This window comes from Microbulbifer mixtoriginis (SeqCode) (assembly GCF_052466715.1).
In genome coordinates this window covers 4,061,791-4,083,066 of the sequence record NZ_CP174288.1, presented here as the reverse complement: position 1 = coordinate 4,083,066, position 21,276 = coordinate 4,061,791, and the positions used below count along the sequence as shown (strand labels likewise).

Annotated in this window: 17 protein-coding genes; 14 read left to right on the top strand and 3 right to left on the bottom strand. The window is 50.0% G+C overall.

Annotation, left to right across the window (positions count from 1 at the left end):
• Positions 1 to 20: 20 nt before the first annotated feature.
• Entirely contained in the window at positions 21 to 482 is a 462-nt protein-coding gene (locus ACJJH9_RS18180; protein WP_444923597.1) for an EVE domain-containing protein, read from the bottom strand.
• Positions 483 to 602: 120 nt separating this feature from the next.
• Here ACJJH9_RS18180 and ACJJH9_RS18175 point away from each other — a divergent pair, with 120 nt between their 5' ends.
• From ACJJH9_RS18175 to ACJJH9_RS18135, 9 genes are all read left to right on the top strand, one after another.
• Positions 603 to 1,691, top strand: a complete 1,089-nt coding sequence (locus tag ACJJH9_RS18175; RefSeq protein ID WP_444887884.1) for a sensor histidine kinase — start codon at positions 603 to 605, stop codon at positions 1,689 to 1,691.
• Between the two features lie 4 nt (positions 1,692 to 1,695).
• Complete coding sequence (locus ACJJH9_RS18170; protein WP_252084319.1) at positions 1,696 to 2,511, top strand: LytR/AlgR family response regulator transcription factor; 816 nt, start codon at positions 1,696 to 1,698, stop codon at positions 2,509 to 2,511.
• A 378-nt stretch (positions 2,512 to 2,889) separates the two neighbouring features.
• Positions 2,890 to 5,985, top strand: a complete 3,096-nt coding sequence (locus ACJJH9_RS18165; RefSeq protein WP_444923596.1) for an efflux RND transporter permease subunit — start codon at positions 2,890 to 2,892, stop codon at positions 5,983 to 5,985.
• Positions 5,982 to 7,109, top strand: a complete 1,128-nt coding sequence (locus tag ACJJH9_RS18160; protein WP_444883605.1) for an efflux RND transporter periplasmic adaptor subunit — start codon at positions 5,982 to 5,984, stop codon at positions 7,107 to 7,109. The genes ACJJH9_RS18165 and ACJJH9_RS18160 overlap by 4 nt, the downstream gene beginning before the upstream one ends.
• 92 nt (positions 7,110 to 7,201) lie before the next feature.
• Positions 7,202 to 7,837 carry a DUF6515 family protein gene (locus ACJJH9_RS18155; protein WP_444887887.1) on the top strand — a complete coding sequence of 212 codons (636 nt, stop codon included), beginning with the start codon at positions 7,202 to 7,204 and terminating at the stop codon, positions 7,835 to 7,837.
• 117 nt (positions 7,838 to 7,954) lie between these two features.
• The gene (locus tag ACJJH9_RS18150) at positions 7,955 to 10,126 is read left to right on the top strand and encodes a mechanosensitive ion channel family protein (RefSeq protein WP_444925235.1); all 2,172 of its coding nucleotides are present in this window, start codon (positions 7,955 to 7,957) and stop codon (positions 10,124 to 10,126) included.
• Between the two features lie 147 nt (positions 10,127 to 10,273).
• Positions 10,274 to 11,686, top strand: coding sequence for a rhomboid family intramembrane serine protease (locus tag ACJJH9_RS18145; RefSeq protein ID WP_444923595.1), 1,413 nt, complete (start codon positions 10,274 to 10,276; stop codon positions 11,684 to 11,686).
• Positions 11,687 to 11,772: 86 nt separating this feature from the next.
• Positions 11,773 to 12,240, top strand: coding sequence for a cupin domain-containing protein (locus tag ACJJH9_RS18140; RefSeq protein ID WP_444923594.1), 468 nt, complete (start codon positions 11,773 to 11,775; stop codon positions 12,238 to 12,240).
• Positions 12,241 to 12,261: 21 nt separating this feature from the next.
• Positions 12,262 to 12,627 carry a thiol-disulfide oxidoreductase DCC family protein gene (locus ACJJH9_RS18135; RefSeq protein WP_444883609.1) on the top strand — a complete coding sequence of 122 codons (366 nt, stop codon included), beginning with the start codon at positions 12,262 to 12,264 and terminating at the stop codon, positions 12,625 to 12,627.
• Between the two features lie 109 nt (positions 12,628 to 12,736).
• On the opposite strand, the gene ACJJH9_RS18130 is transcribed toward ACJJH9_RS18135, so the two are convergent.
• Positions 12,737 to 14,152 (bottom strand): hypothetical protein, encoded by a 1,416-nt coding sequence (locus ACJJH9_RS18130; RefSeq protein ID WP_444923593.1) that lies wholly within the window; start codon positions 14,150 to 14,152, stop codon positions 12,737 to 12,739.
• A 165-nt stretch (positions 14,153 to 14,317) separates the two neighbouring features.
• Here ACJJH9_RS18130 and pepB point away from each other — a divergent pair, with 165 nt between their 5' ends.
• From pepB to ACJJH9_RS18110, 4 genes are all read left to right on the top strand, one after another.
• Entirely contained in the window at positions 14,318 to 15,607 is a 1,290-nt protein-coding gene (gene pepB, locus ACJJH9_RS18125; RefSeq protein WP_444923592.1) for an aminopeptidase PepB, read from the top strand.
• Between the two features lie 236 nt (positions 15,608 to 15,843).
• Entirely contained in the window at positions 15,844 to 17,019 is a 1,176-nt protein-coding gene (locus ACJJH9_RS18120) for a DUF3667 domain-containing protein (protein WP_444923591.1), read from the top strand.
• A 139-nt stretch (positions 17,020 to 17,158) separates the two neighbouring features.
• A complete protein-coding gene (locus tag ACJJH9_RS18115; protein WP_444923590.1) occupies positions 17,159 to 18,280 on the top strand; it encodes a DUF3667 domain-containing protein in 1,122 nt (373 codons plus the stop codon).
• Positions 18,281 to 18,662: 382 nt separating this feature from the next.
• Positions 18,663 to 19,388 carry a CARDB domain-containing protein gene (locus tag ACJJH9_RS18110; RefSeq protein ID WP_444923589.1) on the top strand — a complete coding sequence of 242 codons (726 nt, stop codon included), beginning with the start codon at positions 18,663 to 18,665 and terminating at the stop codon, positions 19,386 to 19,388.
• 31 nt (positions 19,389 to 19,419) lie between these two features.
• Here the strand turns inward: ACJJH9_RS18110 and ACJJH9_RS18105 are convergent, their stop codons facing one another.
• Entirely contained in the window at positions 19,420 to 19,695 is a 276-nt protein-coding gene (locus ACJJH9_RS18105; protein WP_444923588.1) for a hypothetical protein, read from the bottom strand.
• A 463-nt stretch (positions 19,696 to 20,158) separates the two neighbouring features.
• Between ACJJH9_RS18105 and ACJJH9_RS18100 the strand changes: the two genes are divergently transcribed.
• Positions 20,159 to 21,106, top strand: coding sequence for a GlxA family transcriptional regulator (locus tag ACJJH9_RS18100; RefSeq protein ID WP_444923587.1), 948 nt, complete (start codon positions 20,159 to 20,161; stop codon positions 21,104 to 21,106).
• Positions 21,107 to 21,276 lie beyond the last annotated feature (170 nt).

Sequence of the window (21,276 nt, the reverse complement as noted above, 5' to 3'; positions counted from 1 at the left end):
TCTAGTTTTCGCTTCCGGTTTTATTGCCCGCCCAATTTCACGATGTAATCCCACTCTTCCTGGCGCACCGGCTGTATCGACAAGCGCCCCTGCCTGACCAGTACCATTTCCGCCAGCTGTGGATCCTTCTTGATTTCTGCCAGGGGTATCGGGCGTTTGAATTCGCTGCGCCATGCCAGGTCCACACAGAACCAGCGCGGACTATCGGCGCTGGCCTTGGGGTCGAAGTACTTGCTCTCGGGGTCGAATTGCGCCGGGTCCGCATAGGCGGCGCGCACTACCTCGGCGGTGCCCACCACCGCCGGCAGCTTGCAGGCGCTGTGATAGAACAGCACCCCATCGCCCACGGCGACCTGATCGCGCAAGAAGTTGCGCGCCTGGTAATTTCGAATACCATCCCAGCGACCGCTGCCATTGGCTTCGGCGGCGAGGTTTTGCAGGCTGTACTCATCGGGTTCGGATTTGAATAACCAGTGTGTCATGCGGCAGTTTGTCCCTGTGCTGCGCCGGTTGGTGTTTCGCCGGCGATCGGCGCCATTTAGTATGAAGCCATACAAAAGTGTCAAATCGGCGTTATTTTTTTACGCCTCTAGCGGGAGATTATGGGAAACAAAGCATTTCAGTGGCTTTCAGAGCGCCTGTCGAGCCACAGGTCCCAGTACTGGGCCCTGCAAATCAGTGGTTGGGCCGGCTACACACTGCTGACTTTTGTCGGGAGCTTTTTCTGGGTGAAGGACCACTGGATCCACTCGGGTTATATCGCTGTAGCTACTGTCGCGGGGATATTTCTCAGTGAAGCCATGCGTTTCGGCTTTCAGCGCCTCTGGAACAAGCCTCCGGCGACTCGATTCTTTGGTTCACAACTGCTTGTGATTGGTGCAGCCGCTGTGTGGGCGGCAATCAAGTTTGGCGGTTCCCTGTGGTTGTACGGTAAGGACAGCGATGAGCATCCGGCCGTGCTGGCCATGTACTGGTTTTCCTATTCCTTCCTGATTCTCACCACCTGGGCGGCACTGTATTACGGCATCAAGTATTATCGGTCTTCACAGACCCAGCGGGCCAAGGCTCTACGTGCGGAATCCATGGCGCATCAGGCCCAGTTAAAGATGCTGCGCTACCAGCTGAATCCCCACTTTCTCTTCAATACGCTAAACGCTATCTCCACTCTGATCTTGGATAACGATGGGCGCACCGCCAACAATATGGTCACACGCTTGTCTCAGTTTTTGCGTCATTCCCTCGATAATGATCCCATGCAAAAGGTTACCCTGGCCAAGGAAGTGGAGGCCCTGATGTTGTATTTGGATATCGAGAAAGTACGCTTTGCCGATCGCCTTGGAGTACGGCTGGATCTGCAGGGCGATTCGCCCCAGGCATTGGTGCCCAGCCTACTACTGCAACCTCTGGTGGAAAATGCAATTAAATACGGTATCTCTCAACTGGAGAGCGGTGGCGAGATCAATATCAAGGCGCGAGTGTTCGCAGGGGAGTTACTGCTCGAAGTGAGCGACAATGGTCCGGGTATGCCGGAAGAGGAGTTGCGCCTGATAGGCAAAGGTTACGGTGTTGGTATTCGCAATACCTGTGAGCGCTTGCGTGCTCTGTATGGCGATGATCAGAGAGTGCGTTTCCACAACCGTCCACAGGGTGGGCTGTCGGTGAATATCCGCATTCCCTATGAACAGGAATAACGAGATGAGTGCAGTTGAAAACCTGACCGCAGTAATTGTCGATGATGAACCCCTGGCACGTCGCGGCCTGCGCCTGCGCCTGGAGCATATGTCCGGTGTCGATGTAGTCGCTGAGTGCGGCAACGGCCGCGAGGCTCTGGAAATTATTCTGCAGCTAAACCCGGATGTGGCGTTTGTGGATATTCAGATGCCAGGCGTCAATGGTCTGCAGCTGGTGCAGCAAATACCCCTGGAAAAACTGCCCCAGGTGGTGTTCGTAACGGCTTATGATCAGTATGCGGTGGAGGCCTTCGAGGTCAACGCGGTAGATTACGTATTGAAACCTATCGAAGAGGAGCGGCTGCAACTGGCTCTGACTCGCGCACGGGAAAAAATGGCCACGGCAGATATCGCTATACAGCGCGAGCAGCTGTTGGAGGCGGTTGCGGATTTGACCAAGGAATCTCCGGAGGCACTGGAGCAGAAACTGGTCAGCGGCCAGTTTGCCGGCAGCGCCTACCCGGACAAAATCGCCGTGAAGGACTCTGGTAAGATCACCCTTGTACCGGCACGGGAAATCGATTGGATTGACGCTGCCGGGGACTATATGTGTGTACACGCCCAGGGCGAAACCCATGTGATGCGCATTACCATGAAGGAATTGGAGCAACAGCTGGATCCAAAATTATTCCAGCGTATTCACCGCTCCACTATCGTAAATTTAAGCCGTGTACGGGAAATTCGCGCGCATATTAATGGTGAATATCACCTGGTGTTGGACAGTGGCGAGTGCCTGAAAATGAGCCGCAGCTATAAGAGTAAAGTGCAGCATTTTCTTTGAGGTATTTTTGCGCCTAGTGGAAATAAAAATTCACTCAGTAACCTGATCGAATATTCCCGACACTTTGTCGCAACGGCCTTGTTTGCAACTCCTATTGCATTAATCTTCCTTTCCCTAGCCCGCTGTTCTCCAGCCGCGGGCATATCGCACGGCACAGGAAGTGCGGTTATTGGCCCAGAGCTAGAGTGTCTGGAATAATGCCTATGACTCCCAGAAAAATGGTATTTTTTCCAAGAAAATAAACCGGGTGCGAACCGACATACTAACTGCAGGTTTACGATCTCTGCACCAGTGTTTTTTCAGAGACAGTGAAATAGATCAGGACTTGTCTGGGTCACTGCCACACTAACCGTAAATATATAATTAAGGGCCTATGGAATGGCACTGACAAAAGCCGCACTGAAAAATCCTGCTGCCGCCGGCGTGGTAGTGGTGTTCGCCGTCTTGCTGGGGGCTTTTCTTGCCAGCCGCTTACCAGTACAGCTTTTCCCCGATATCGAAAGCCCGCGTATTGTTATCCAGGCGGGCTGGCGTGCTGCCGCACCGAAAGAGGTGGAGGCAGAAATTGTTGAGCCGATTGAATCGGTTCTGCAGGGCCTCACCGGCCTGGAAACCATGGAGGTCAATGCTGGCCGTGGCGGTGCTTGGGTAAATCTCGAATTCAGTATGGGCACCGACATGGACAAGGTGCTGATCGATGTGATCAGCCGTATGAGCAGCTTGCCGCCTCTGCCGCGAGATGCGGAACCGCCGCGGGTAATGCTAGGTGGTTGGGGCGGTGGTACCAATGCACTTACTTATTTCTTTTTGCAGAAGCTGCCTGAAAATCCCAACCACCTCGACGACTTTACCGGCCTGATTGAGGATGTTTTGCGGCCGGAGCTGGAGTCTGTGCCGGGTGTGGCAAGTGTGGAGGCCCAATCCGGTCGTGCCGCGCAAGAGGAACTGCAGGTTATTTTCGACCCTTGGAAAGCGGCCGATTTAGGTATTCAGTTGCCGGCGATCAGCCGTCAGTTGGCCTCGGCAAGAGATGTTTCTGGTGGTTTTACCGATGTCGGGCGTCGCCGTTACACACTGCGTTTTGTCGGTGAGTACAAGCCGACGGATTTATCCGAGCTGGTGCTAGAGTGGCGCGATGGCCAGCCGGTGCGCCTCGGTGATATTGCCGAGGTGCGTGTAGGGCCCTCTGAGCCCCGCGGAGTGGCTACACAAAATGGCAATCCGGCTGTCTCTATGCGCATCAACCGCGCAAACGATGCCAATATGCTTGCCACTCTGGAGCTGGTAAAACAGAAGGTTGAGGAACTGAATGAGACCAAGCTGAAAAACGAACAGCTGGTACTGGTGCAGTCCTTCGATGCCTCGGTATTCGTTTACCGCGCCCTCAATTTACTTGGCGGTAATATGATTTTGGGCATATTGCTGGCGGTGGGGGTGCTCTGGTGGTTTATGCGGCGTATGCGCGCTACTTTGATTGTGGCAGCCGCTATTCCCATTTCCCTTTTATCCACCTTCGTTGTCATGTCCGCCGCTGGGCGCAGTGTCAATGTGATTTCCCTTGCTGGCCTTGCTTTCGCTACCGGTATGGTGCTCGATGCGGCAATTGTGGTGTTGGAGAATATTGTGCGTCTGCGGGAAAAAGGCAGCAATCCAGAGGAGGCCTCGGAACAGGGCGCCGGTCAGGTTTGGGGTGCATTGCTGGCGAGTACTGCCACTACCGTAGCGATCTTCCTGCCGGTATTTTTCCTCAACAGTGTCGAGGGACAGGTCTTTGGTGATCTGGCTCTGACGATTGCAGTGGCAGTGGTATTTTCCCTGTTGGCGGCTATTGCCATAGTGCCACTGGCGGCAAAACTGTGGCTGCCCTCGATTTCCAGTGAGGATCGCCTGGCTCATGTGTGGGAGAAAATCGCCACTCGGGTTATGGCACTGACCGGTACCCGTGCGCGTCGCTGGCAGGTGATCGGTGGCTTTCTGCTGGTGCCTATTGCCGCAACTTATTTCCTATTACCCAATCTCGATTATTTACCGCCGGTAAAAAGGGATGCGGTGGATGTATGGATGAATTTCCCCGCGGCTACAAATACCAAAACTATCGAAAAGGATATCGTCAACGAACTTGACCGGCGCATGGCACCCTTTATGAGTGGTGAGCGCGAGCCGGCTCTCAAAAACTACTACATCATTACCTGGCCCAGCGGCGGCAATATGGGCGTGCGTGTTAAGGATATGGATCAGGCCAAGGAGATGGAGACGCTGTTGCGTGAGGAGATCCTGGTAGATATTCCCGACTTTCAAGGCTTCGCCGCAAGGGGCAACCTGTTTAGCCGCTTTGGTGGAGATCGCAATATCGCCCTGCACCTGCAATCCCGCGATGCTGATGGATTAATGCGCGCGGCTGCCCGCGGTGTTGAAGTGGTGGAAGAGGTGATGCCTGGCACCCCAGTGCAGACTAACCCGGGTCTGTCTCTGTCTGAACCAGAGCTGACGGTGCGCCCTAACGACCGCGCCATGCTGGAGCAGGGTTGGAACCGCCAGGATATGGGGGGGCTGATTCGCACCCTCGGCAATGGTCTCTATGTGGGCGAATACTTCGACGGGGAAAAACGCCTGGATATGATTTTCAAGGCCAAGCCTTGGAGTACACCGGAACAGTTGCAGAATACGCCGTTGGTCACTCCCCGTGGAGAGGTGGTATCGCTGAGCCAGTTGGCGAGTGTGGAGCGCACCGTGGGCCCGGGCAATCTGCGTAGAGTAGATGGCCGTCGCACTATTACCCTGAATATTGTGCCACCGGATGACATCTCTCTAGAGGAAGTACGTGCCCAGCTTGAGGAAGAGGTGCTGCCGAAAATTCGCGAGGCTCTGCCCGAGGATGGCAGTATTCTGGTGGGAGGGAACGCTAGTGATTTGGATAAAGCTCTGGTATCTCTTTCACAGAACTTCCTGTTGGCGCTGTTGATTCTGTTCCTGCTGATGAGCGCTTTGTTTCGCTCACTGCGCGATGCTGGGCTGGTGCTGTTAACCGTACCGCTGGCTACTGTCGGCGGGGTCTTGGCACTGCAGTTGCTGAATCTGATCAGCTTCCAGCCCCTCGATCTTCTCACCATGATAGGTTTCGTTATTCTGCTGGGGTTGGTAGTGAATAACGCCATCTTGTTAGTACACCAGACCCGCTCAGCGGAAGGCGCGGGCGCCAGTCGGGTAGAGGCGGTGGAGCAGGCGTTGCGCCTGCGCCTGCGGCCGATCTTTATGAGTACCTTGACCAGCGTATTCGGCATGTTGCCCCTGTTGGTAGCTCCGGGCGAAGGAAGTGTGATCTACCGCGGTCTGGCTGCCGTGATTGTCGGTGGAATGGCGGTCAGTACTCTGTTTACCTTGATTTTATTACCGGCGCTGTTACAGACCGGTCGCCTGCCTGTGCCGCAATTTACCGGCTTGCGTCAAAGACTGGCCCTGAGGAGTTCCCAATGAAAAAGTTACTTGCCGGAGTTGTCCTGTCCCTCACCTCTGTGGGACAGGTTTTGGCCCAGAGTGGCGCCGTGGCGGTCACTGTGGATCGGGCTGAGACCCGCCAGATGGCAGCTAGCCAGTGGTCCGCCGGGGAGGTGGTGAGCCGTCGCGATATACGTATTTCCTCTGAACTGGATGGCGTGTTGGAGTTTGTTGCTGAGCCCGGTAGCTTGGTAAAAAAAGGTGAGCGCCTGGCGCAGTTGGATGGAACCCATTGGCGCCTGCAGTTGCGCAATAGTGAAAGTCGTATTGCCCAGCTGAAGGCGCGTCTCACCTACCTGGACGCGCAGCTGCATCGACTGAGTAAACTGGCGGAAACCAACAGCACCTCCCGTGCAGCGCTGGAGGAACAGCAGGCCGAGCGCGAGGCGATGGCCCAGGATCTGTTAGCCGCACAGATTGAGCGGGACAGGCGCGCCTATGAACTTGGTAAGACCAACATTGACGCCCCCTTCGATACCCTGGTGGTGAGTCGCGAGTTGCAGGCGGGGGAATATGTCCGCACCGGCTCCGAGCTGTTGCGCGCGCTGGATATGTCCCAGCTGGAGGTGGAGGCAGATATTCCGTTGGCTGCTCTGCCCCTGATTGGTGCCGGCGACAGTATTTCGGTGCGAAGCGATGCCTTGTCCCTCTCCGAGAGTGAGCGCGCCAAAGCACGGATTATCAGCGGTCATGTGCGCCAGTATGTACCTGTGGCCAGCGAAAACTCTCGCAGAGTTAAGCTGATGGTGCAGCTGCCCGGCAAGGCTTCACAGCAGTGGGACTGGGTAGTGGGCATGCCGGTACAGGTGGCAGTCCCCCTGTCTGAGGCCCGCGACACCATGGCAGTTCCGCGTGACGCCTTGGTGTTACGCAATGGCGAAACCTTTGTTTACCGTGTGGATAAAGAGGATAAAGCGGAGCGTTTGTCGGTTCGTGTTGGCAGCGGTGATGGAGAGTGGATAGCCGTTTACGGTGAACTCGCTGATGGCGACCGGGTTATCGTGCGCGGTGCCGAGCGCCTGCAGCCGGGGCAGGAGGTGAAGATATTATCAGAGGTGGTGCGCGATAAAGATGACAGCAGTGTTCTGGCGGTGGCTGACTGAATTATTGACACCAGTCTCTTTTAATTAAATTGGGGAACAGAGTTCCATGACAATACACTTCTGCGACATTTACTTGCTCGTCGAGGTGTCTTATGCGTTTCCTGCTTGCGCTGCTGTTACTGACGATTGCCTCAGCACCTCTCGCGGAGACGCAGGTGGTGCCCCTTCTGGACGGGGCGCGCCTTATCGAAGCCAACAATGAAATTTATTTCTATGCAGATGGATATTTCTACCGGCAGGGACCGGATGGTTACACCCGTGTGGAGCCACCACTCGGGGCTAGAGTGCCGGAAGTGCCAACAGGCACATCCTTTTACCTCGGTGGCAAGGATTACCGGCGAGCGGGGAATGGCACTTTCTTCGAGTTTGACCCTAAAGACAACCAATTTGTGGTGGTTACCCCTCCGGCCAATTGGCGCAATTACAATCGCAATCCCCTAGCACCCGAAGTAAGAATTTACCCGCGTGCCTATCCGCCCAATTACGAATCTACCCGAGCCTATCCTCCTAAATACGAATCCTCCCGCAATGTCAGCCAGCTACGTCATTCGAGAAATGTCCGCCGCCCTGACAGAAATCTCGGCCGTAGGGAAGTGTTTTGCAAGGCCAGAGCAGCCAATCTGGTGAGAAGTGTGCATAGACCTGGAAGAGTATCTGTGGTTAGTACTCGCGCCTATCGCAGACAATACCTCAATTGTATGCGCAGCTATGGGCGCAGACGCTACTGAGCCCCTTTAAGTTGAAGAGCCGAGAGCCTGGCCGCTCTCGGCTACACTCAAGAAATAAGCCCCTAGGGGCAAGGTCTTCCCCTTGCTGATACTGCTTCACGGACAGATGTGTATTTTATGCTGGGTGTTGGTGGTTACTTCTTTACTGATAAGCCTAAGACTCGCACCGGGCAACGACTTTCCCACTTTTTTCCGATCGTCTTCTGCCTGATTTTTTTCGCCCTTTGCTCTCTGGCCGCTAGTGCCCAGTTACCCGGTTCCAAGCCCAAGGAATTCAAGGCGGTGGTGCCTGAGTTTGCCGATCCTTCTGCAGATTGGTGGACCGGCTGGAGCAATGCATCACCGGAGCAGCGACGAGAGTGGCTACAGGCGATTAAAAAGGGTTGGCAAGAGTGGCAGCAAGAATTACCTGAAGAGGATGAGGCGCTGCAAAAAGGGGCGAAAAAAATTACCCAGAGCCTGGAGGGGGTGGAGGTCACCTGGAAGAAGCGTCAGGAATATTTAAAAGTTGAGTTGATGCCGGAGGTGAAGTTTCCGGAAAACCCTAGCGTACTCGACTGGGCCCGCGCTGATGCGGCCATTAGCCGCGGTCAACGCCGCCTGAGTGGTGTGCAGCTAGAGGCGCGGCAGCTGCGCGCTAGCCGGTCGCAATCCTTGGCGCAGTTGCGCAAGCAGGTAATTGTGCTGCGTGATGCCAAAGGTGAGGAAGAAGACCAAGCAGCACAAGCGCTGTTATTGGCGCAGATCAATCACCTGAATATTATTGAGCAACTGGATACGGTGAATGAGTTTCTCGGCACCTGGCAGGAAAAAATCGAACTGTCGGAAACCAAGCTGCGCGGTATGCTCGACGACCTGCAGTTCAGTGAGAAGGATGCCGAGAAGCTGGAGAAATCCATCACCGACAGCGATAAGAAAATTGAGCGTATCGCCGCTACTCGCACCAGTATCCAGAGCACTACCGAGCCCTCCACTGATCCCGACGTCAATATGAAAAAGGACCTCACCCTGATGCAACTGGAGGTGGACCTTTTAGAGGAACACCTGGGTAAGCGCAAGAGTGAGTTACTGCAATCCATCAACCGCGTATTGAATCCAGAAACTGGCGAGGAGACATTGGTTGTCAGTCGCGAGCTGCTGGAGAATGCCAATGCGGTGATCGATAGCACTTCGCGGGAGCTGGCGATCCGACAGAGGCAGGTGGTGGCTTGGCGCGATGAGGAGGAAAGTGCCGATCTGAGTCGTTGGTGGGCTTACTTTGAACGGATCGGCAGTGGTCTGGCGCGGGCCAACGACTTGGAGCAGGATATCCAGCGTTATGAGAAGGCCCAACTTGAAGTTTACCGCGAGCGCCAGGGCTGGTGGGCCACGGTTCGCGAACGTTTGGCGCTGACCGGCCGCCAGGTATACAAACGCTGGCGCACTCTGGCGGATTACCAGCTGTTTACTATCGCGCAAAACCCAATCACGTTGCGCCTGATTGCCAGGATGGCATTTGTGTTGGTCTGCGCCTGGTTGCTGTCGGTACTGACTCGCGCCTTCCTACGCCGGCTGGTACGCAGGGAACACGCCAGCGAATCCTCCATGTATAACCTGAGTCGCGTTTTGCACTACACCTATATCGGCGTCGCCCTGATTGTGGTGTTGAGTATGCTCGGCCTGGATACCTCCAAGCTGGCACTGGTGGCTGGAGCCCTATCTGTAGGTATTGGTTTTGGCTTGCAGGCTATTTTTTCCAATTTCATTTCCGGGCTTATTTTGCTGTTCGAAAGGCCCTTGAAGGTTGGGGACTTGGTAGAGCTGGAGTCCGGTGTTTTTGGCCGAATCCGCGATATCAATGTGCGTTCAACCCGTATCACCACCCGCGACAATGTGGATATCCTGGTACCGAATACCGAGTTTGTCGCTGGACGGGTGATTAACCATACCCTCGATGACCCGGTGCGTCGTATTCATGTGTCCTTTGGTGTTTCCTATGCCTCCGATCCAGACTTGGTGCGGGAAGCTGCACTGGAGGCCGCCTCGCGGGTCAATATCACTCATACCGATTGGAAGCGTAAAACTGAAGTCTGGCTGATGGAATTTGGCGATAGCGCGCTGAATTTTAAGCTGGTGGTATGGGTGAACAGTAACATGGTCACATCTCTGGGTGACTCCTATGCGCTTTACAATTTAGAACTGTTGCGGGAATTTCGTGAAAAGGGTATCGAGGTGCCTTTCCCACAGCGGGATCTGCACCTGCGCAGTTGGGATGCACCGGCAATGATTACTCGCACAGGGAGAAAGTAGTAGCCCAGGGAGAGCATCGGGCTTGAGTTGCGGTGAACAGGCGTAGTATTTTCCAAGCGGCCGACGGTGATGTCGGCCCCATCCCTGTTATTTTTATTGCAGCGTTTTGCTATTGGGCGTTCGTGCAATATCTACAAGGAACTGCCCGTGCTGATAATCCCGATCCAGAATAAACCAGACTGGCGCCGACCTCCTCTGATGTGCTTTGTGCTAATCCTCGCCAACTTACTGGTATTTATGTTCTACCAAGGCGGTGACGATGCCCGCTGGCAGCAGGCTGAGGAGTATTACTTCGACAGTGACTTACCGGATCTGGAGGAGCAGCGCTTCCTGATTTATGTCAATGAGGAGCATCCCGAGTGGCGCCTGCAGATGGATGTAGAGGGCGAGGAATTTGTCTATCGGGAACTACTGTGGAATACGGAATTTCACCAGTGGTTACTACCCCGGCTAGAACAGGAGGGGCAAACCCAGTGGTTACAGCAGCGCCAGCATTTTGCCGGGCTGCGCGACAAGATTAGCAGCATGGCCCTGGGTCTGACGCCGGCGGAGCCCAGTGCGGCTGGACTTTTAGGCCATATGTTTTTACACGGCAGCTGGGATCACCTGATTGGCAATATGGTGTTTTTGCTGCTGTTTGGCTTATCGGTTGAGCTGGCACTGGGGGGGCTTTGGTTTATCGCCCTTTATCTTCTCGGTGGCTTGGCTGCGGCTAGCCTGCATATGTTGGTTGAATCGGGTAGTTATGTACCTATGGTCGGTGCTTCTGGCGCTGTATCGGCGATTATGGGGATGTTCGTTGCTATATACGGAGTGCGGCGCTTGCGCTTTTTTTACACCGTCGGATTTATGTTTGGCGAGTTCAGTGCGCCGGCTCTGATGGTGTTGCCCCTGTGGCTGGGTAAGGAAGTGTTTGGCTACTTATATGGTGATGCCGGGATCGCCTATTGGGCCCATACCGGCGGCTTGCTGGCTGGATTTGTCCTGGCCTTACTGTTGATTTACTGGCGACCACCGATAAAGGCGATGCCGCAAGAAGAAGAGGAGCTGCCATCCCCGCAAAAGAGCGCGCTGGCGCGTATCGATCGATTCCAGGAAGAGGGCAAGCTGCTCGAAGCCGCAGAGGCTGCGGCCTCCGCAGTACGCCAGTATCCCGACCACCTACCGCTGATACAGCGCCTTATCGAGTTGACCGCGATTAATCCCGATAGTGAGGCGTATCACCGAGCCAATTTGGCGCTATTTACCCAGGCGGCCAACCCAACAGTTGATGCTCGTATTATTTCCTCCGGTTATTACAGTTACCTGCAAACTACGCAGAAGCCTCGAGCCCTAACTGCCAAAACTTGCCTGCTGATGGCGCGCCGCGCTGCTGAAGCCAAAAACTGGCCCTGGCTCGATGAACTCTTGAACAAGCTTATTGCGCAAAAAGTACAGCACCCGTTGATACCCAAATTAGGTATGACTCTGGTGAATTATTACCGACGTCTGGGCGAGGAGGGGCGTGCGCGGGAAATGAAGGCGTTAACCCAGGGGATGGAAATATCTGGACAGCCCTAGAGGATAATAACCTGTTTATTAAGATACATTGGCAGTTAGACAGGTCCCAGTGAGCATCCATAAGATCAAATTGGCAGGGGAGCCATATGAATAAATATATTCTTAAAAAAGAACAAATCCTGGATATGGAGGGGGAGCACAAGGTGCATTTCCTCAACCCGAATGCAGTGCGCCGCAATAAATCCTTGGGAGACATGACCGGGATAAGTGGCTTTGGCTTTCACATTATTGAAATAGAGCCTGGGTACGAATCCACAGAGTATCACTGCCACAAATTTGAAGATGAATGTGTCTATATCCTGCAGGGGCAGGCTTCAGTATTCATCGGCGAAGAAAACTATATAGTGGGTGAAGGGGACTTTATCGGATATCCGGCTAATGGCCTTCCCCATGTGATGAAAAATACCGGAAACGATAATCTGCGCTGTATCGTAGTGGGCCAGCGCCTGGATCATGATGTGGCAGACTACCCCAATAAGAATAAGAGGATTTACCGTAATAAGGGGTTGCCGTGGGAACTAGTGGATCATAAAGATATCAAGCATCCTCGTTAACTCCACAGACAGAGATTCTGTATGGCCACAAAAGTACGTGTTTTCTACAATTCTGCCTGTCCGGTATGCGATGCGGGTATCCGTGCTCAGAAGAAGAAAAACACCACTTGCGGTGTAGAGTGGGAAGATGTTCACCTTGATAATGCCAAAGCACAGCAGCTCGATGTGGACCTGGAATTTGTGCGAGAGCGCTTGCACGTGATTGATACACAGGGGCACCTGCGAGTGGGTTACGAAGCATTTATAGCGATTTGGGAGAACTCTCCCAGTGAACAGTGGAAAGCAAGGTTGTCAAAAACACCGGGTCTGCGATGGTGTCTTAACAAAATCTATAATGGCTTTGCCCGCTGCCTCTATCTATGGAATAGGGCTTTAAAGCACTGGTGAGATTGCTTCTAATTTTCTACCGGGTGGAATAAACGGATAGAGAAAGCACGCAACCCTCTCCTGGAAGCGTGCTATCGGTACAGGCTACTGACTCGTTGACCCTGTGAATTTATTGGTGTGTGTTCTCTGAACTATTTAGTACTTTCCACAGAGTATCGATTTGATTGCGTAGAGTGCTGTTGGGGAATTTCTGTCTAATGAATTGCAGTAATTTCCTGGCCAGATCTTCGCGGTTCAGCCCATCCATATATACCTGTGCCAGCAGCAGGTAAGCCGCATCCAGCTGTAGATAACTTTCCTTGTGTAGATTGTTCAATAATTGCGCCGCCAGCTGGTATTTGTGCTGTTGATAGAGCACCTTGGCTAGGGTGTGGCGAAGCTCGGGTTTTACAATAGGGGGGGCCGGCTCGGTGGCCAGGTAAAGTTCCGCCGCTTTGTGTGGCCGGTTGAGTTGTATGAACTTATCCAGTAAATGGGGGCCAAGTTCCCGCAGGGCTTTTTGGTCCTGGGTTGCCAGTAGCAAGCGGTAGTAGCGTTCGTTGAGGGCTTCATCATTGGGGTAGCGGCGCAAGCCATCTACCAGCGCCTGACGTGCGGCTGGAAGATTCGATTCGCGCATTAAAATCTGTGCATCGGCCAAAGCGCGTGCGCGGTTGAATTCGTCCTCTTCCAGAAAGGTACTTTCATCATCCAGTTCGGCCTGAATACCCAGTTTTTGCTGTCGTGACAGGCAGATGTAACCCATCATGGCGCTAGTTACGATATAGAAATAGGTAGTTGTGGCTGCAATCACCGGGCTCAGGGACCAGGGGGGTAGCTTTTCAATGGCAATGGCCATCAGCAGGTTGGGTGCGGCGGAAACCGCAGTGGTGGTAATCCACAACAGCCAGTAGGGCCAGCCGATAATCAAAGTGAATTGTAGTAACTTAAGTGGATTGATCGCCGCACGCAGGCTGTGTTCAAGGGCCAGTACAATCATCGCTGCCGGCGCAAATAGGAAGAGGGCAAAAGCATAAAGCTGCACGGCACCCATACCGAAAGAGAAGAGCTTGTAACCAACAAAACCGGCAATCAAGGTCATAGCGATGACTTTCAAGAACAGCGATGCACTATTACCGTCCAGGGCATCGCCAATTCCGAGAGCTTCCAACTGGCCACTGGCAAGCCGCTCGATAACCAGCAAGTTGTAGCGGCTCACCAGGGCAACGATGCCCACCAGGGCCACGATTGCTAAAAGACCCAGGCCTGAGATTAGCAAACTGGCTGCAGCTGCCAGTGCTATGATCGCCAGGGGACCTGGTTTTAAGGCGTAGAGAAAATAAAAAATTCCCATCTGCCAAAAGGGCTTAGCACTGTTGCTGGCACCGATATACTCCGCTGGATCGCGACACAACGGACACTCGGGTCCAAGGCCCTGATAGTTGGCACTGGAGCCTGGGATACATTCGCTACAGTATTTGCGCTGACAGGGTTGGCACTGCCAGGATGCATCGGCACTGGAATGGTAGCGGCAGGATTCAGCCATGAATTTTCCCTAAAAACTTTTCTTCCTGAAGGTTTATTGTGTTTCTTTCTAACAGTTTATCCGCCGTCATCGTGGCGGCGCAATCGTCGAGTATTTTTGATGTACTGTTAGAATACAGCGTGAATCCCAATAGAATTGGCACACAAGTTTCAAAAAAGGTGTTGTATGACAAAAGCTATGCGCGTTTATTTGGTGGAAGGCACTGCAGGAGAGCCCTGGGGCGAGGCGGCGTTACTCAGTTTTAATGGCAGCGAAGCGCATATCCATATTGGTGCGGCCAAAGGTGCTGCACTGGTGGCGGCGCAACGCGCGGCTCGGCGCCTCGATGGCATGGGAATCAATGAGGTGATACTCAGCGGTGAGGGTTGGGATATCGAAAGTCGCTGGGCTTTCTGGGGCGGTTATTTTAATCCACGTATCAATAATAAAATCCACTGGGGCAGCGAGGATGCTGGCGAGCTAAAAGAACTGGCAGCACGTAAAAATGCTGCGTGTTGGGTCCGCGAGATTACCAATGGCACGCCGGATGATGTTTCTCCCAGGGTGCTGGCGGAGAGCGCGGCGGAAATGCTACAGAAGCTTACCCCGAGCGCAGTTAACTATCGCATAGTGGCCGGGGATGACTTGCTGCGCGATGGCTTTGTTGGTATCCACAATGTGGGCCGTGGTAGCGTGCGCGAGCCGGTCATGTTACAGCTCGACTACAACCCTACAGGCAATGCGGATGCTGAGGTGGATATCTGTCTGGTGGGCAAAGGGATCACCTTCGATTCCGGTGGCTACAGCATTAAGCCCTCAAGCAACATGGCCACCATGAAATCTGATATGGGCGGTGCCGCTATGGTGACTGGAGGCCTCGCGCTGGCCATTGCGCGTGGTCTGGAAAAAAGAGTGAAGCTGTATCTTTGCTGTGCGGAGAACCTGGTTTCCGGCCACGCATTTAAGTTGGGCGATATTATTGAATACAAGAATGGTGTCACCGTTGAAGTGCTGAATACCGATGCGGAAGGGCGTCTGGTATTAGCGGATGGCCTACTCGCCGCAGGGGAAGATAAGCCTCGCTTTGTTTTGGATGCCGCTACCCTGACGGGTGCTGCCAAAATGGCTGTAGGCCGCGACTTTAATTCAGTCTTCAGTTTTGAAGATGAAATGGCACAGAAGGTACTGAATGCTGCAGCACATGAAAATGAGAAGGCCTGGCGCTTGCCACTGGAGCCCTTCCATCTGGAGCAGACCCCTTCTAACTTTGCCGATATTTCTAATATAGGCGCTGACGGTAGCCCTGGGGCTTCAACTGCGGCGGCCTTCCTTGCTCGTTTTGTATCGGAGGAGGGCCGCAACTGGGTACATATAGATCTCTCTGGCTCTTACCAGCCAAGTGCCAATGACCTTTGGGCCGCTGGTGCCAAGGGACATGGCTTGAGAACTATTGCTCGTTTCCTACTGGATAATTAATACCCAGCAATTACTGCCAAAAGCCTTGCAAAACGCGCCTAAAATTGGCGCGTTTCTATTTTTTCCTGACCTGCGCCTGTAAATTTTCACGAAATTATATTCCTTTTGAAAGCTTTAATCAGTGAACTTTCACTAGTTGAGGTTTTTTTAATTTAGCTCGTTAATTGGGACTTGGACTCATAAATACGTTTTGTGTAATTCGGAAATTTATTTTAAATGTCGAGGGGTAATAGGTAATGAGTACTACGGCATCCGCAAATCATTCTGCTCTAAAATCAAATCGTTGTGCTAACTGCGAAACTGAACTTTTGGGACCTCACTGTTACAAATGTGGTCAGCCGGTCAAGGGGATGGTGCGTCATTTCTCCTCCATAATTGGAGACTTTTTTGACACTCTACTGGCATTTGACTCGCGTACATGGAAAACAGTGCCGTCCTTATTCTTTCGACCTGGATTTTTAACTACTGAATATTTTTCAGGTCGTAGAGTCCGCTATGTAAGTCCTGTAAGGTTGTTCATTTTTCTTTGTATCACCAGTTTTTTTGTTACTCAGATTAATAGTGACTGGGCTATTAACTTTGGTGGCAATAAATCTGTAGTTGTGGATACGGAGTCTGCCGAAAGAGGTCTTGATCAGGCTGTTGAGAATTTAAAAGACCTCCAAAAAAAACATGCTGAAGACAATTTGGTGGTCATCAATTTAGAGGAGGTAGAATCTGAGCTTGTTGAAGAACGCATTGAAATTAAGACAGATTTAGACGAACTGAATACGGATCTAGATAAAGTTAATGTCAATCTAAACGGAGTTACAGGGGCATCAAAGCAATCCGAATATTTCACTAAGGATGCTATTGCTTCGGGACTAAATGAAACCATTACCGAAATAGATGAAGAGTTTTTTCAAATTGACTGGCTTCCTGATTCTTTGGAAGGTTGGGTTAATAAAAAAGTAGACAGTGCCCATAAAAATGTAGAACGAGTCACTGAAGATCCAAATCGACTTAAGAAAGCATTTCTGGGAGCCTTGCCTTCTACTTTAATAATCATGTTGCCAATTTTCGCCATGATGTTGTGGGTAGCTTATATCTTCAAACGTCGACTTTATATGGAGCATTTGATTGTTGCACTGCACAGTCATGCTTTTATTTGTTTAAGTATTTTAACTGCCAATCTGTTTTACAGTGCAAGCGAAAAATTTTCTGATTACAATGTAATCTCTTCACTTTTTGATAATCTGTTTTTTCTGCTAATTATTTGGGTCCCCATTTATCTATTTTGGATGCAAAAGCGTATATATCAGCAGGGATGGCTTATTACCTTATGTAAATACTCTTTTCTGGGAGGGGCTTATTTGATTTTGCTGGCCTTGGGTGCAGCTTTGACTGTCCTCTGGAGCTTGGCAGAGCTTTAGTTCTAGTTTTTAGCTATTCTTGAAATAAAAGAAATTGATCAGTGGTTAGTATTTTTAGGACGTTCTTCACATAATAAGATGCAAAGAAATAGAACGTTTTTATGGTTGATACTTAGAAGTAGAAAAAAGGATAGAGGTAATGAGTTGTTCAGAAACAGTGGAACATATAAAAGGAAGTGTTGCTGAATGTGCAAATTGTAAGACCGAACTTTTGGGGCCACACTGTTATTCTTGTGGTCAGCCTGTAAAAGGAATGGTGCGCCAATTTTCTAACATAATCGGGGATTTTTTTGACACATTACTAGCGCTTGATTCGCGTATAGTACGCACTCTGGCGCCTTTGCTGTTTCGTCCTGGTTTTCTAACAGTCGAGTATTTTTCTGGACGGCGGGTACGTTATGTAAGCCCAGTACGTTTGTTTATTTTCTTATGTATAACAACTTTTTTTACAATTCAGCTTAGTACTGATTGGAAGAATTATTCATCTGAGAATGATGAGACTGTGGTTGAGGAAGTATCTGATATAAAGCAGCCCCTTGATGAAGGGAGGAATACTATATCAGACACATCAAATCAGGATGTCGAGACTGAGCTTTTGCCGAATGAGGCTCCAAAAAAAGTTGGTGAAATAATCGATGAATTTCAGAGGGCTGAGCCCAAATTGGTAGTTGATATTTTTGATAGTGAAGGGGATGAACATTGCAATGTAAAGGTTGGTGGAGCTTGCTGGGATAACAAAGCGGAACGCCCAAGATTTTCAGGTGTACCACAATCCCTGGTGGATAGCGTGGCTGAATTCTTGCTAAAGATCGAAAAAAATAGTGATCTAGTTGAAGCTGATCCCAATCGTTTCAAGAAGATTTTTCTTGGTTCTTTACCTTCCACACTATTTATTATGCTGCCTATTTTTGCACTCATGTTATGGGTGCTTTATCTGTTCAAGCGAAGGTTATATATGGAACACTTAATTGTTGCATTACATAGCCATGCATTTATTAGTTTGGCACTATTATTGACGACTCTTCTACTTAATGTTCAGGGTTGGTTTGGCGGTTATCCATGGGTTGAGCAGATCACGTGGAGTTTGATATCTATCCTTGTCTTTTGGATGCCGGTATATCTTTTAATCATGCAGAAGCGTTTATATAGGCAAGGGTGGATTATGACTTTGATTAAGTATTCTTTCCTAGCTGTTGTGTATCCGCTAATGCTTTCAATTGGAGCTACATTGGCAGTTTTATATAGCGTCGCGGAATTTTAGTATTTTCTGTTTATTTTCGGGTGTTCTCACTCAGTAGTAATTAGGGCGCTAGGGTATTAAAAATACACGTTTAATACCCTTGATTATAAGAGGATAAGTTAATGTGGGTGGATGAGGATATATGCTTTGCATCTTGGTTATATTTACATTTTCTCTAGCGCTGAAGTGTCTTAATTATAAAACTGAATTTAAAGTTAAAAAAATGATGATAAATAAGAGAGCTGCAACTGTTTAAGATTAAATCCCGCCAATATTTTCCAGCTATATATAGATATTCCATAAGGTCGCTTTACAATCTCTCCAGCCAATAGAATGTAGTTTTTATTTGACATATGGCTGAAGGGTAAAATAGTTAGTAAAAGAATACTTTTTGGAGGGTAACATGTTGAGACCGATAATCAGTTTTTTAGCTAGTTTACTGACTTTGATTTTTACGATAATCAGTTATGCAGATCCGATTCAGGATATAAGTATGCAGAACTATAATGCTGGTTGGTACCCTAACTTCTATCAAGGTCAGGGTCCATTGACCTGTCGTAGAACTTGTGCAATTTGGGTCGGTGCTACACCAGAATCTGAATTGACAAAGGAAATGACAGAGGAGTTTGAACGAACCAATGTTTGTAAAATCACTCGCAATCCAGAGATTATTGAAAAGCCATATGATGATCCACTGGCCCATTGGTTATATGGTAATCAATTTGACGACAAAGCTAATTGTTATGCGGGTACACCCTTTGGAGTAATTGAAGATGATCACTACATGTGCTTATGTGTATGTGATAAACCAGACCTGATCGTGAGCAAAATTCATGATCCAATCTGGGACTCTGGTTCAGGGCAATCTCTGATTGCTGTAGATATCACCAATGTCGGGCAAATGGCAGCTGCCGCAAGTTTTGCTCGCCTCATCGATCCCGATACTTTGGCCAATGATGTTCAAGCAATCCCAGCCTTAGCCGTTAGTGCGACGATAACCCTCATCTTTACCTTAAATTATTGGGTATTTGATCCTGATGCGGTACTGGAAGTGACCGCAGACTATAAAAATATAGTGGAGGAATGCGATGAAACTAACAATATGCTGGTTTATAAAAAGCAGGGTTAAAAATACACACTTATTAGTGTTCGACAATAAATTAACGAGCTAAGTGAACATTAATTACCTCACAGTTCTCCTTGCCTACTGTAGCCGTTGGCATACCACCGCCCTTGATATTGGTATCGGGCTTTTTGGGCACAATGATGTACATACGATGATAGTTACGTAATACGTAGTCTTTCTTGTTTGCGCTTAACCAAGGGTATTCGTTTGCAATGGCGGCTACCCCCCTTGCCAGGGCAATGCCATCTGTACAATTATTTGGTGTGGTGGTGGACATAACCATGGCTAGTAAGGTAGATGAAAAGAGCATAAATCTTGATCTTTGGCCGAAGTCGGGGTAATTGAGGCACTAAGCTGTCACTCGGGAAGTATAACTAAGTCGGATACAGAGCTGTAGTGATCTATACCAGAGTTTTGTCCATCTATACTCTCTCACAGCAGAGTGACAGGTCTATACCGGTCACTCTGCTAAACCTATTTTTCCTCATGAATTCTCACCTATCCCCATACTGATTTCTTTGCTCTGCAATATCTCCATTTGATTAACCGCTTCGACGGTTCTCAGTTGAAATTATAAAAGGAGAAATTTGAAGGAATGAGTACTTCTGAATAGCGAATATCTGTGGCTTGCGACACGAGTACATAAGGGGACATAGAAATCGAGCTGTTATCCACAGCGTATTTTGCGTTGCAATCGGTATGTCTGTTTTTGTCGTAATTGCGTCTTTTGTGACATTTCTAGAGGAGTAGAATAGGTACAAGGAGGAATTACTATGAGCAGAAAGATTGGTTTTTTCATTGCCGATGGCTTTCAGGCCCTGGACTTATTTGGCCCCTTGGATGCATTTATGGAGACTAACAGTTTTATCAGTGAGGCCTATTCTTGCTACTTATTAGGTTTGTCTTCAGGGGTTGTTGAAACAGCGTATGGACAATCCCTTTCTGTAGACTGCGATATCTTTGAATTACCACAAGTCGATTACTTGGTCATTTGTGGCGGTGTTGGAATGCGGCAATTGGAACTGAGCTTGAAGCAACTCAATGCCTTGAGACTGATAGCTGAAAATGCCCGTAGGGTAATGAGTATCTGTACCGGTGCTTTTATTCTGGCAAAGATTTTTCCTGAACAGAGTCATAGAGTTACTACACATTGGCGACATTGCCGAGAATTGGCACAACAGGCAGTTAATTATCAAGTGGAAGAAGACCCGCTGTTTATTGAAAGTGAAGGAATCTGGTCTTCCGCCGGTGTTTTATCTGGCGTCGACCTAGCCTTAGAGATCATCCGCAGAGACCACGGCAATACTATTGCTGCGAGTGTTGCCAAAGAACTGGTGGTCTATCTACAGCGCCGTGGTGGTCAGGCACAGTACTCAGACTTATTACAGGTACAATCTGGCGATAGCATGCGTCTCAACCCATTGCTGGAGTGGTTAGCTCAAGATTATCAAAAACCTATCAGTGTCTCCGATATGGCCGAGAGAATATCTATCAGTGAGCGCCAGTTAACACGCTTGTTCAAACGTCATTTACACAGCACGCCTAGCCAGTATTTAAATCAAATTCGTCTCAACCGGGCGCGGGACCTGATTACTTGCGAGTCCTTGAGCTTGGAGCTAGTAGCTCTAAGAGTGGGCTTTTCCAGTTACGATAGTTTTCGCCGGGCCTTTTACCTTCAGTTTGGGGTCTCTCCCTCATATTTCAGCCGGAATCAAGCATAAAACAAAGATTATTTTTAATTATCTACTTGTTATTTTTTTCATATAAAGCCAACACACTTGAAACGGAGAAGGTTAGTTTGTGGAAGGAAGATATACAGTAATTACAGAAATTAATTGAAACACATCATATAGATCCGCTTGTTAATGTTGATAAATATGAATTCTATGAG